Origin of the sequence: Pseudoalteromonas sp. THAF3 (genome assembly GCF_009363775.1) — a bacterium.
Taxonomy (GTDB): domain Bacteria; phylum Pseudomonadota; class Gammaproteobacteria; order Enterobacterales; family Alteromonadaceae; genus Pseudoalteromonas; species Pseudoalteromonas ruthenica.
In genome coordinates this window covers 1340246-1353718 of the sequence record NZ_CP045418.1, presented here as the reverse complement: position 1 = coordinate 1353718, position 13473 = coordinate 1340246, and the positions used below count along the sequence as shown (strand labels likewise).

Annotated in this window: 11 protein-coding genes; 2 read left to right on the top strand and 9 right to left on the bottom strand. The window is 47.6% G+C overall.

From position 1 onward, the window contains the following. Window positions 1-13: 13 nt before the first annotated feature. A complete protein-coding gene (locus FIU82_RS06215) occupies window positions 14-2173 on the bottom strand; it encodes a prolyl oligopeptidase family protein (RefSeq protein ID WP_152440614.1) in 2160 nt (719 codons plus the stop codon). Window positions 2174-2460: 287 nt separating this feature from the next. Beyond that, entirely contained in the window at window positions 2461-3018 is a 558-nt protein-coding gene (locus tag FIU82_RS06210) for a GbsR/MarR family transcriptional regulator (RefSeq protein WP_022943615.1), read from the bottom strand. Between the two features lie 184 nt (window positions 3019-3202). On the opposite strand from FIU82_RS06210, the gene FIU82_RS06205 reads away from it, so the two are divergent. Further along, entirely contained in the window at window positions 3203-3622 is a 420-nt protein-coding gene (locus FIU82_RS06205) for a hypothetical protein (RefSeq protein ID WP_045978637.1), read from the top strand. 88 nt (window positions 3623-3710) lie between these two features. Then, entirely contained in the window at window positions 3711-4625 is a 915-nt protein-coding gene (locus FIU82_RS06200) for a M14 family metallocarboxypeptidase (RefSeq protein WP_045978636.1), read from the top strand. Between the two features lie 83 nt (window positions 4626-4708). Here the strand turns inward: FIU82_RS06200 and ccoG are convergent, their stop codons facing one another. The 7 genes from ccoG to FIU82_RS06165 form a co-directional block, all read right to left on the bottom strand. Beyond that, a complete protein-coding gene (gene ccoG, locus FIU82_RS06195; RefSeq protein ID WP_138510168.1) occupies window positions 4709-6088 on the bottom strand; it encodes a cytochrome c oxidase accessory protein CcoG in 1380 nt (459 codons plus the stop codon). A gap of 163 nt (window positions 6089-6251) precedes the next feature. After that, window positions 6252-7679: a sigma-54-dependent Fis family transcriptional regulator gene (locus FIU82_RS06190; protein WP_152440613.1), complete on the bottom strand. Its 1428-nt coding sequence runs from the start codon at window positions 7677-7679 to the stop codon at window positions 6252-6254. Between the two features lie 73 nt (window positions 7680-7752). After that, complete coding sequence (locus FIU82_RS06185) at window positions 7753-8316, bottom strand: DUF1439 domain-containing protein (RefSeq protein ID WP_045978633.1); 564 nt, start codon at window positions 8314-8316, stop codon at window positions 7753-7755. Then, window positions 8313-11021, bottom strand: a complete 2709-nt coding sequence (locus FIU82_RS06180; RefSeq protein WP_152440612.1) for a DUF349 domain-containing protein — start codon at window positions 11019-11021, stop codon at window positions 8313-8315. Before FIU82_RS06180 ends, FIU82_RS06185 begins: the two co-directional genes overlap by 4 nt. Continuing rightward, window positions 11011-11292: a YeaC family protein gene (locus tag FIU82_RS06175; RefSeq protein WP_022943608.1), complete on the bottom strand. Its 282-nt coding sequence runs from the start codon at window positions 11290-11292 to the stop codon at window positions 11011-11013. Before FIU82_RS06175 ends, FIU82_RS06180 begins: the two co-directional genes overlap by 11 nt. Further along, the gene (locus FIU82_RS06170; protein WP_152440611.1) at window positions 11289-11618 is read right to left on the bottom strand and encodes a hypothetical protein; all 330 of its coding nucleotides are present in this window, start codon (window positions 11616-11618) and stop codon (window positions 11289-11291) included. The genes FIU82_RS06175 and FIU82_RS06170 overlap by 4 nt, the downstream gene beginning before the upstream one ends. A 67-nt stretch (window positions 11619-11685) precedes the next feature. Further along, window positions 11686-13353: a sodium:alanine symporter family protein gene (locus FIU82_RS06165; RefSeq protein ID WP_152440610.1), complete on the bottom strand. Its 1668-nt coding sequence runs from the start codon at window positions 13351-13353 to the stop codon at window positions 11686-11688. Window positions 13354-13473 lie beyond the last annotated feature (120 nt).

The window sequence follows — 13473 nt, the reverse complement described above, 5'->3', positions numbered from 1 at the left end:
ACGCGATAAATTATTAAAGCTTTTTAATACCCATGTTGTAGAGAGTAAAGCCATAAATATCAGCGTATTGCTCAATGGTTTTACTGGTTGGTGTGCCTGCACCATGCCCGGCATTGGTTTCAATGCGGATCATCACTGGATTCTCACCTTGGTGCTTATCTTGAAGCTCTGCTGCGAACTTGTATGAGTGCGCTGGAACCACACGATCATCGTGATCGCCTGTGGTAATTAAAGTTGCAGGATAGTGCACACCTGGTTTTACATTGTGAACCGGTGAGTACCCTTTTAGGTAATTAAACATTTCTTTGCTATCTTGCGCCGTACCATAGTCGTACGCCCATCCCGCACCTGCGGTGAAAGTATGGTAGCGCAACATATCAAGAACACCGACCGCTGGGAGTGCTACTTTGAATAAGTCAGGGCGCTGGGTCATTACCGCCCCCACTAACAAGCCACCATTTGAACCACCGCGCACAGCAAGACGCTCACTGGAGGTGTAGTCGTTATCGATAAGGAACTCTGCGGCAGCAATAAAGTCATCAAACACATTTTGTTTTTCTAACTGGGTGCCCGCTTTATGCCATTTTTTACCGTATTCGCCGCCACCGCGTAAATTAGCTACCGCGTATACTCCGCCCTGTTCAAGCCATGCAGCCGTTGTGGCGCTAAAGCGCGGCGTCAAGCTAATATTAAAGCCACCATACCCGTATAAAATAGTAGGCGCCTCACCGTTGAGCTTAGTGCCTTTTTTATAAGTGATGATCATGGGTACTTTCGTGCCGTCTTTAGAGGTGTAGAATACCTGTTTAGACTCGTACTGTGAGGGGTCAAATTTAGCACCTGACTCTCTATAAACCTGAGATTCTCCGCTTTGTACATCAAAGCTAAAAATAGTGCCCGGAGTCTTATAGTTAGTGAAGGTGTAATACAAGGTCTGTTGCTCTTGTTTACCGCCAAAGCCAGAGACCGTGCCGACACCCGGTAACGCGATTTCTCGCACTAGCTTACCGCTTTTATCAAACTGTTTAACTTGTGAAATGGCATCGACCATATAGCGGGCAAAGAAATAACCGCCGCCCTTTGATAGGTTGAGTACATTGTCTGTTTCAGGGATCAAATCTTGCCAGTTTTCAGGAGCTGGGTCCTTCGCATCCACCGTAACCACACGCTTGTTTGGCGCATCTTTGTTGGTCACTAAAAACAGTGTGTCACCTTCGTTGTCAATGACACTGGTGTCATAGGTAATATCATCAATCACCGTGACCAGTTCACTGTTTTCATCTGTCAAATCTTTAATAAAGAGCTTATTACCTGATGTAGATACAGCTGCGGAAATAACCAAGAAACGCTCGTCCGAGGTCACCGCTGCGCCAACATAGCGATGTTTTTGCGCCTCAGTGCCACCAAAGATCAGTTTATCGTCTTTTTGCGCCGTACCTAGCTTGTGGTAATACAGTTTATGCTGGTCTGTTTTTGCTGACAGTTCGCTGCCTTGTGGCTTGTCATAGCTTGAATAATAAAAGCCATCATTGCCTAACCAAGAAATACCGCTGAACTTAACATCGACTAAGGTTTCACCCAGCTGCTTTTTAGTCTCGGTATCAAGCACAATCACTTTACGCCAATCACTGCCGCCCTCTGAGATTTGATACGCTGCTAAAGAGCCATCCTCACTAAAGCTAATGCCAGCGAGCGACGTCGTACCATCTTCACTAAAGGTGTTAGGGTCTAGGAAAATTTCTGCCTCACCGTCTCCTTTTTGACGATAAAGTACGTATTGGTTTTGCAAGCCGTCATTTTTGTAAAAGTAGGTGTAGTCACCTTCTTTAAAGGGTGCGCTGACTTTTTCGTAATCCATTAGCGTCTTAAGGCGCTCTTTTAGCTCGTCTCGGTAAGGAATTTGCTCGAGGTAGTCAAAAGTGACTTGGTTCTGTGCCTCAACCCATTTAGCGGTCTCTTCGCTCATATCGTCTTCTAACCAACGATAGGGATCAGCAACTTGCTCGCCAAAATAACTGTCGACAACGTCGCCTTTGCGAGTATCCGGGTAGTTTATCTGGGCGACCTGTTTTTCAGGCTGTTCTAGTTGTTCATTTTGCTGTTGTGAAGCTGGCTTTTCGCTGCATCCCGTTAGGGCAATGCACACCGCAACTGCGAGAGATTTTTTAAGCATAATTTTTTCGTATTTTGTTGTTAGAATCGAAGTTAAATTAGCGCTCTAGCTGTCTATTGTCCAGCGAAGCGAGACAGTTTCGCGTTTAAAAGCCCTATAAAAAAGAAAACCAACCTGAGTATTCAGGTTGGCTATCTGGCTGGTTGCATGCCTGTTAACTTATTATTAACTCAAAACTGGCTTTTTTGCTCAACTTTTTCGTTATATAGCGACATTTAATTATATCGTTGAGTAATTTTGAACAATCATTCTGTACGTCGGCCTTGCTCTCTGCTGACTCGATCAAGCTAACTTTCAGGAGTTGATTTACCAGTGAACTTGTCACGCATATCAAGCATTTTGGTAACCCCCGCTCCCAGTTTCATCAACGTTGAGAGTTTTTCAGGGCTTAACCGTTGCAGTTCACCGGCCCACTGGGTGATCATTTCCAACAAATCATGAATTTCCAGCATACGCTGCTGGGCGTATTGCTCTGCCTGGTTATTAGGTTCATCAAGAAGGTTATCGCGCAACAGGCTTAAGGTTGGGTCAATTTCGCGTTTTTGGCGCTGCTCAAATACGCGATTAGCCATTTGCCAAATCGTCCCTGCTGGTTGATAGTACTCTTTACGATCCCCTGGCTTATGTTTGGTGGCGATCAACTGCCACGAATTGAGCTCTTTAATTCCCATACTGACGTTACCACGGGAAATATGGAGCGTCTGCGAAAGTTCATTCGCACTGAGTGGCTGTTCACTGAGTAACAATAGCGCGTACATTTGCCCTATTGTGCGATTAAACCCCCAGCGGCTTCCCATCTCTCCGCAATGCATGACGAATGCTTGCATCTTTTCAGTCAATTCCATGCGCGCTACCTTATTTTCTGTATTTTCTGAAATTATCAGCATTTATGGGGTGTAGCGCAAGTGTGAATGTTAACCCTGAGTAAACCACAAAGAAATCGTATTAATTTTAGACAAAATAGTCGTTTTCCCTCTTTACATCACTAGTAAATTGATTAAAATCTCGCCTCTTCAAAAAGGAGTGTGAATGTTTAACTACAACGGTACAAATGGTTCGTATCAGCTTAGCTTGCAAGAACAAATCGTCACGGCGTCTTTTGTCGGCGCGATTAATGGCCGCATGCTCGAATCATTCGCATCGCAATTGCAATCAATCATCAACGACAGCGCGTTGACCCATTGGGGTTACATTAGCAACTCTCAGCGTTTAAGCGCCGCAACCCCAGATGCGCAGCAAAAGATGATTGCACTGGCTAAGCACATGCGTGCTCATGGGTGTCAAGCTTCGGCCTTTGTGATTGACTCGGCGATTGCCATTAGCCAACTAGACAAGGTACGTCAATCGTTGCATTTAGAAGGCAACACCCGCGATATCATCTTCAGCTGTTATGATGAAGCTCTGCGATATGTAAAACAGCAGCTTAATCCCTTGGTGCTGGGCAGTTAACATGAATGTGCAAGTCAGCTCGCCAGAGTTGACTTTCACGTACACCTCTCTAAGCTGCGCTCATCACCATAGAGTTTAAGGAAGGGTTATGAGCGAGCAACACACATATCCAATTGGTATCGCCGGGCAACCATGGTCGAGCGAACACCGTCAACAATGGCAAGCACAGCAAACTGTGCAGCGCAGCTACGCCGATGAAGTGGTAACGAAAGTTAAGGCACTAGCCGACAACTGGGATATCATTGAGTATGGGCAACTGCCCTATGAGCAAAGTTACCCCTTGTTCGCACTAAAGCATAAGCAGTGGCAAAAAGGCCGCCCTATCGCCTTAGTGACCGGTGGCGTGCATGGCTATGAAAGTAGTGGTATTCACGGCGCTCTCGCCTTTGCCAAGCAGGTTGAGCACACGCAAAGCGCTAACTTCAATATTCTCGTTGTGCCCTGCATCAGCCCTTGGGGTTACGAGACGATCAATCGCTGGAATCCGGATGCCAATGATCCGAACCGCTCATTCTTTGAAGGCTCTGTTGTGCCTGAAGCGCAGTTGTTGTTAGACTTTATCGCTCCTTTTAGTAGCGATATTCTGCTGCATATTGATTTGCACGAAACCACTGATAGCGATAATTCCGAGTTCCGTCCAGCACTTGCCGCACGCGAAGGAATCGTAAACCATAATTGGAATATCCCCGATGGCTTTTACCTTGTCGCCGACAGCGAGCGTCCGCAAGCGTCATTTCAGCGCGCTATTATCGATGCCGTGGGCAAGGTCACGCATATCGCCCCTGCCGATGAGAATAACCAGCTTATCGGCGCTGATTTGGTGCAACCTGGTGTCATTGAATACGCTGGACGTAAATTAGGTTTGTGCATGGGCTTAACGCCAGCGCCTTACGTCACGACTACGGAGGTGTACCCAGATAGCCCGCAGGCAACTGAGCAAAACTGCATCGATGCCCAAGTGGCGGCGGCCAATAGCGCCATTGCCTTTGTTGCCGCATTGTAATTTGGCACTTGGCGTAAAAAAGGGTCACATCCAGTGACCCTTTGTTGTCTCTTTACCTTTATAAGCGTGGTAGCTCACACTGCTTATTTGTAAAAGCGTGTTTCTTTGCGCTGCTGCGTACTCGGATCGCTCGCTTGCTCAACAACAAACGTCAAAGTGCTCACTTTTTTGGCCAGTTCGTAGCCATCAATACTGACTGTCACGGGGATCTCTTTTTGCTCTCCCGGAGCTAAAGAAAGGCCGCCATGCACCGCCAGCTTCGCCCCTTCTAAGCCAGCAATACTGATTTGATACGCTTGCTGCTGTTGGGTTTTATTGACCACCGAGATACGGTAGGGATTCTCAACCCAGCCTCGATAATCTGTACGCGACAACTCGCCCCTATCACGACTAACGTACACCTCCAATGGTGTGCGGCTGCTCAACCACCACGCCATGACCACAAATACCAGCACCGTCATCGCTGCATAGCCCAATAGCTTCAGCCGCAGTATAGAGGTTTTACCTCCCTCCTGTTGGCGCTCACTGGTGTAACTGATAAGACCGCGAGGATAGTTAAATTTATCCATGGTTTGGTCGCAGGCATCAATACATAAACCACAGTTAATACACTCATATTGAAGACCATTGCGAATATCGATGCCAGCTGGGCACACCTCGACACACAGCTTACAATCAACACAATCCCCCAGTGCGAGCTCTTCACGTGCAGCTTTACGCTTGCGTGGTCCTCGGGTTTCACCGCGTTCACTGTCGTAACTGACGATCAGGGTGTCTTTATCGAACATCACTGATTGGAACCGCGAATAAGGGCACATATAAATACACATTTTCTCGCGCAGCCAACCGGCATTACCATAGGTGCACAAAGCAAATAAAAACACCCAAAAGCTGGTTAACCCACCCCAAGTGAAGGCTAACATCTGTGAATAAAGCTCCTTGGCGGGAATAAAGTAGCTCATAAAAGTGGTTGCGGTGAAAAATGCAATGCCAAGCCAAGCTGCATGTTTGGCTGCTTTTTTCATCACTTTGCTAAAGCCCCAAGGCTGTTTATCGAGCTTTATACGCTGATTACGGGTCCCCTCGATGCGATGCTCGACCCAGGTAAACAGTAACATCCACACCGTTTGTGGACACATATAGCCGCACCATACGCGCCCCAGCCAATTAGTCACAAAAAACAAGGCGAAGGCACCTGCCATAAATACCCAAGCTAGGATCATAAAATCTTGGGGAAAGAAAGTAATAGAGAATATCCGGAATTGTTGTTGCGCCACATCCAGCAACACCGCCTGCTGGCCTTGGTAAGAAATCCAAGGAAGGGCAATAAAGGCAATCATCAATGCCCAACTCATAACCCTACGAATGCGTTGGTAACGGCCTTTTTGTTCACGAACATAAATAGGCCCAGACTGCTTATAGGGCTTAATGATGAGATCTTCTTCTTTAATATCGAACTTCATAATACTTGCTTGTCATTGCTTGAGAACAAGCGGGTATCCGCAAGTCTTGTGCCATAACAATAAGTATTAAAATATATAAATTTCAGTGAGTTAAAAAATAATCTGGACGCAAAATAACGATATATCGACACCTTTGTCGATATATCGACACCCTGCCTATTTTTTACTCGCGGTCGACGCCCAATTTTTGCATTTTTGAGCGCAGTGTACTCGGTGCCAAACCGAGCCGTTGCGCGGCTCCACCTTCACCATTGATGCGCCCGCCGCACATAGATAACACATATTCGATATAGCGCTTTTGCTCACTATCAAGGGTTCTTATCTCTGTGCCTTCTTCGCGCGCCGCCTCCGATAATTGCATGTCATCGATATGCACAACTGGGCCTTGCGTGAGAATAGCGGCTCGTTCGAGAATGTTCTGCAGCTCACGCACATTGCCCGGCCAGTGGTAGGACTTAAGACGGTTAAGACTGCGCGCACTGATACCAGTGAATTGCTTGGCCAGCTTCTGTGATAGCTTACTGAGTAACTGCGCCACTAATAACTCTAAGTCCTCAATGCGCTCGCGCAGCGCTGGCACCCTTAGCGGAAAGACATTGAGGCGGTAATATAGGTCCATGCGGAAACTGCCTTGTTCAACCATGGCCCATAAATCGCGATTAGTGGCGGCGATAAGGCGAATATCTACTTTCAGGGTTTGCTGCCCCCCGACCCGTTCGAACTCTTGTTCTTGTAATACTCGCAGCAGCTTGCTTTGCGCCTCTAGCGGCAGCTCTGCGACTTCATCTAAGAATAACGTGCCTTTGTGCGCCAGTTCAAAGCGCCCTTTGCGCCGCTGTTGAGCACCGGTAAACGCCCCTTTCTCATGACCAAATAACTCGGACTCAATTAAGCTCGCACTAAAAGCCGCACAGTTCACCTTAACCAAGGGTGCATTGCAACGCTGGGAGCGATTGTGTAGCTGTCGCGCAATCAACTCTTTACCGGTGCCATTTTCACCGAGGATCAGTACCGTACTGTCAGTTTTAGCCACCAGCTCAATCTGTTGCATCATTTGTTGAAAAATGACCGATTGACCCACTAAATCACTGTCTTGCCACTGCGCATTGATCTCTTCTAGCAAGTAGCGATTTTCTGCCTGCAACTGCTCGCTAAGCTCATTCACTCGTGAGAGTGCTTCGCGTAACGCCTGCTCAGTACTGCGCTGCTGTGATACGTCACGAAATATCGCCACAGCACCAATAAGCTGTTGATCTTTATAAATAGGTGTGGAGGTATATTCCACTGGGAATTGACTGCCATCTTTCCGCCAAAACACCTCGTTGCTAATCGTCCGTGGTTGGCCGTCGACCACAGTGCGATAGATTGGACACTCACAGGCAGGGTAATCACTGCCATCAGCATGGCTATGGTGGTGAAAACGGTGGATCTGCTGACCTAGGAGCTCACTGGCTTGCCAGCCGGTCATACGCTCTGCTGCGGGATTGATAAAGACCGCATTTCCGTCGCGGTCAAAGCCATAAATCCCCTCTCCTGCAGCATCAAGCAGTAGCCTAGGGTCATGAAGAAAGTGTTTGAGTGATTGCTCCATTACTCATTCCAAGCGAGGTAACGACATATCGTCACTATACTCGCTTGGCAAGGAGATAAACAGAGGCGGCTGACTATAATCCGCTGGTTAGGGTAATTTCACCGGGTTTGACAGCCAGAGCAAGGTCAAAGCGCGATAACAAAGCTTGCTTCGGATCTTGGCTATTGAGGGTATAGACCGGGTATTGACGTAATGCTTGCGTGACGATGTCTTGCACCTGTTGCGACAGCGGTGCTAGCTTGCCTCGGTACCCCATGGCATCAACGTCGGCATTAATAATAGTGAAGTCTTGCAGATAAACCGCGTCGTCATCATTGTTGAACACTGGCTTTGCGGCAATACTCAAGCGTACACGCACAGGAACTTTTAATGCCAAGGCTTGGACAAATACAGTGTTATCAACACTGAGTTGCACACTGTCGGGGTGTTGCTTAGGGCCAATATCAACGCCGACATCGTTCACTTGCATGCGCATTGGCATGCCCATAAGCTCGACCTCACCTTGCAAACGCTCACTGTTAGATTGCAAGTTCTGCTCCAATTGCGTTGCACTGAGCGAATAAACCGACACAGGGGCGTGCGACGCACACCCCGCTAAGCTAAGTAACCAAACGGCGACGATTAAAAACTTTTTCATTGACTCTCCACGGCTTCGAGCACGCTAACAATACGATTAAGCTGTTGTTGTTCCCCTAGGCATTGATGTTGCTCATTAACCCCAACGGCGTTGAGCCAGGCAATAAGCAAATCATCCAGGCTATAAGCCACACCTTGGTGCTTTTCATCAAGCATGGTCACTTGCTCTTGCATACGCAAACTGGCGTCACTCGATGGACTGTCAATATTAGCTGTCACTTCTAGGCGAACAAGTAATTGTTCAGCGGCTAATGCTAGCTTGCTGTCGCTTAACCAACGCTTATCAAGCGCCTGTCCTTGCGACAGTGCACTGCGTAGCTGTCGATAGTGCGCATGGCGCTGTGCCGCCTGAAGTGTGTGCAGCGACTGTTGGGCCTGTGCCAGTAGTTGCTTTTTCATATCCTGCAACGGCCGCTCTACGTTGAGCGCCGATACAGTATGCACCACTTCTTGGTAATCCCCAGCTTCCTTACATGCATTCAGTTGTTGTTGCAGTTGCGCTAACTGTGTTTGTTGCTCATTGAGCAAATCATTATGTACCTGCTGACGCTGTTCTTTGGCCTCATCACGCTGAGCAAAAACGGCATCATTTATACGTCGAAACGCTAACCATAGTTTACGTTCTTTACTCTTACCCGCGAAGCCTATTTGCTGCCATTGTTGTTGCAAGTCCTTCAATGTATGGGTGGCGGCAAACACATCTTGCTGCTGCGCCTGATGAGCCTGCTCTAGCAGAGCCTCTTTGGCACTGGCATTATGCTGGTAATAATCTTGTACGCGCTCAGCAATCGCCGTTTGTGCTTCGTTGAAAGCTTTGTTGAGCTTATGATAAAGCTTGCTCTCTAACCGTTTAGCGCCGCGCCACTGCTTTAGTAGCTGATTAAATTGGGCTTCTAAAGACACAATATCATGATCCGCTTGCTGTGCTTGAGCATCGAGGGTTTGCATCTGTGCAATCAGCGCCTCGCGCTCAGCCACCGCCTGTTCCTTTTGTGCCTGCTGCTCAGCAAAATAGTCGCGACAGGGCGCAAACGCGGTTTCGATTTGTTGTTCAAACTCTTGCTTGGCTTGCGCCTCTACGTGCGGGCCCAATAGTTGCCAGCTTTTACGTAACTTTTTCACTGCGGCTAAACGCTCATTGGCATCGTCACAAGGTGATTGCGCCAGCTCGAGCGCGGCCTCGAGCAACTGCGTTTGCTGTGATTGCCCAGCATACTGATGCCAATCTTCAGCCTCGCTCAAGGTTGTCTTCAAGCTTTCATATTCTCGGCTGACTTGTTGGCGGTAATGCTCGGTGAGCTCTTGATACAGCGTCTCTAACCCATTAAACACGCCGAAAGCAACGCGGTAGCGACCTTGATTAATTAAACGACGCAAGTCTTTTGTCTTTTTGCGCGCTTGGTTAAGGGTTTGCTGCTGCGCATCTAATAGTGGCTGCATCTGCGCAAACCATGCCTTTTTGGCTTGCTGGTATGATTGGCGCCATACGCCAGCAAGCTCTTTAGGTAAGGCCGACAAACTCTGTTGAATCCCTTTCGCAAGCTCAGTCTCACGCATAAGCGCTGCATCAAGCTGAGCTGAGGTTTCAGCAACAGCCATAGCTTGATATTCCTTTAGTCGCTCCCGCAACTGCTCCACATCTTGCTCATAGGCACTAAGTTGTTCAACTTGCTTAAATAAACGCTTGAGCTCTTGGCGCTGACTAGTCAGCTCAGCTCCAGGCTGTAAATCGGGGCTTTGCAACATATCTTCAGCTTGCGCTACTTTGGCATGTAACCAATCGGTTTGAATTTGCTCATTTCCATCGAAACGTAGCGCCATGGCATTGCTGATTTCTTCCGCTAGCGCGCTTAAGTTGGCCAATGCCAACACACTGCGTTGCTGCGCTTGTTGTTGCGCCTGTTGACGCCCATATTGTTCGCCAAGAATAGCGATATGACGCTCAAGCTTGTTTTTCAAAACGGCAAATTTCTCATCGTTTTGCGTTCGCAATTCTTCATCAAGCCAATGCGTCTCTAGTTGAGCAAACTGATGGCTGAACTGAGTGTATTGAGTCGTGACCAGTTGGTAGTCGTTTTTATCGCGCAAAGCGTTCAGCTGCGCCAACAAGAGTTTACTCTGCTGCGCTACCTGTTGTGGCATGTGTGCTGCTAATTGCTGCTCTTCAATGGCCTGTGCCAACCGTGTTTTCGCTTCGCCTTGAGCATGCTTAACTAGCTTATCTGCTAACTGCGCATTAATCACTAACTGGCACAACTGCAGCTGCAAGGCCTCGTCTGCACCTCTGAACACCTGTTCGGTAAGCTGCGGTTTATTAAGGCGATGAATTAATTTAACTTTCGTTGCTGTGGTTTTCTCTGCTAATGCTAGTTGCTCTAACGTTTTCTCATTGGCGAAACGCTCTAAGTATCGCTCTTTATCTGCGCTCGACAAAGCCTGAGGTGAATGCATTAGCACTTCTGCCACTTTTTGATTGGCCAAACGCTTGATACCCGGCTCGGCGTCACTTTGGCAAGCCTGCCACCACAAATCGATGTCATTAAGTTTTTTTAGTGCTGCCGAGCGCACTTTACTGCTCGGGTCTTGGCTGGCTAATTGCTGTAATATAGCATGGTGTTGTTGGTTATCGAGCTGAGACAATGCCCCTAGGCGCGTGCTCTCATTAGGGTGCTTCCACTTTGGTTTGAATAACTGCTTAAAGATCATTTTCACTAAACCTGGCTATCTCATTGTCTGCTTTGAACTGCTTCTTAAGTTCTTGTTTGGATTTTTGTACTAGCTCACCATTTTCACCAACGGTGAACTGCTCGTCGCTTTTAAGTACTTTGGCTTGATACAACATGACCAACTGCACTGTTTGTTGTTTTTGTTCGTCACTTAGGGGTGTCCCATCTGGCCATTTACCAGTGGCGGCACCATACTGCAGGCGCTCAAAGGTTTGCGGAGTAATTGCTTGGACTAACTGCTCAATATTCATAACTTCTTTCTTTTCAAAAATACCAAACGAACGCGATTAATTAGATACCAGATAAACCCGAGAACGATGGCGCCGTAACAGGCATTTTGCTGCCATGAGCCAGGCTCGGGCTGCTGCCAATACAATACTAAGAAGCCACCAAGGAAAAAGATCAAAGCAATGAAAGATTGATTCATCAACCCCTGTTGCTTTTGCAGTTTAGTTCGCGCGGCTAAACGGCGCTGGTCTTGCTCGTTCATTTGTTCTAGAGCGATATTGCAATGGGGACAGGACTGATGTTTGTCGGAAATCGACGTTTGGCACTGTGGACATGAAATGATGGCCATGCTTACTCCTATTTGCAACTACGCGCCCATAAAAAAAGGCGCCTTCTGGCGCCTCATTGTACTGGTTTTAATTGCTCTTGTCTTTTTCCAATTTCTGCCAGTAGTCTTTTACTGAGTCTTTCATTTCTTTACGCAGTAACATGATGCCAAACAAGTTCGGCAAGGTCATCACCACGATGGCTACGGCGGCGAGCTTCCATACCAACGTGGTGTCGGCAAATGATGCCCAAAAGAAACCGGCCACATAAAATACGCGATACGGCATCACCGAGCGCGAACCCAATAAATAGGTCATCGCCCTATCCCCGTAGTAAGACCACGCTATCGCCGTGGAGAAGGCAAACAGCAATAAGCCTATAGACACGATATACTTACCATTGTCGCCCAAGAAGCCACGCGTAAAGGCTTTAGTGGTCAGCTCGGCGGAGTGCACCAGAGATTTACCCATCACGCTGATACTGTCGTCGACTATCTGGCCATCTTTCACTTCCACTTCACCGGTGTAGACATGACGCTCAGTAATGCCAAAGCGCAGGTCTTCAGCCACTGAACGTGAATGTAAAATGGTGAAATCTTTATTTATGGCTTTGCCGTTAATTACGTTGATAGTGCCGTTGTAAGGCGCAACGTCACTGCCGTTACCGTTAAGGTAATTGTAGAGATCGGTGCGGTCGTCATCACTTTGGTCTGAGTAGTTTCCTTGCAGCACGGTCATTGAACTGCGTTCAAAGTGAGTATCAAATTTTTCGTTCCATACCCCTGATGACAAGATCACTAAACCGGTTAACGTACAAATGATAATAGTGTCGATAAACGGCTCTAAAATTGACACCATGCCCTCGGATACAGGCTCATCGGCTTTGGCTGACGCGTGAGCGATAGGTGCCGAGCCCTGACCGGCTTCATTTGAAAACAGACCTCGGTTAACACCTCGGTTAAAGGCATAAGCAAAGCTGGCACCCAAGAAACCACCGGCGGCGGCTGAGCCTGTGAAGGCCTCGGTAAATACCGAAGCAAACGAAGGGCCTATATTCTCAATGTTATAGAAAATGACCAAGAGTGCGCCAATTACATAGACAGCGGCCATTAGCGGTACGATTTTCGAGGTGATCGCGGCGATGCGTTTAATGCCGCCAAGGATCACTAAGGCTAATAAGATAGATAGAACGGCCCCTGTGGCTATAGGTTCAAAACCAAAAGTGGCTTCCATACCCTGGGCAATATTATTAATTTGCGGCAGACTACCGGTACCAAAGGAGCTAATAACGGTGGCAATGGCAAATAAAATAGCTAACCACTTCATGTTTAGGCGTTTGTCCATGTAATACATGGGACCCCCTGCCATGGTGCCATCTTCGGTTTTCTCGCGATATTTGTGCGATAGCGTTACTTCCACAAACTTTGTGGTCATGCCGAAAAATGCCGTCATCCACATCCAAAACAGTGCTGCGGGGCCACCGATGGAGATGGCCAAAGCAACACCACCGATGTTACCAGTGCCCACTGTTCCGGACAGCGCAGTAGAAAGAGCTTGGAAGTGCGTGGTATCACCCTGGTGCGATTTTTTATCATATTTACCAGAGACGATGCGCACGGCATGTTTGAAGTAGCGAACCTGAGGGAATTTTAGATAAATCGTAAAAAATAAACCCACACCAAGCAATACATAGGGGAACCAAACGGAACCACCAAGCATGGAGTCGAGGGTATCAAAGAAGTTTCCTAGGGCATCCACGGGTATATTTCCTCTTTTATTATTATGTCTAACTGCGAACTATGACAGCATCTCACAAGGTTGCGAATATGTTAAAGCATTTGTTATTAAAATGAAGCATAAAAAAGGCGCTTAAACGCG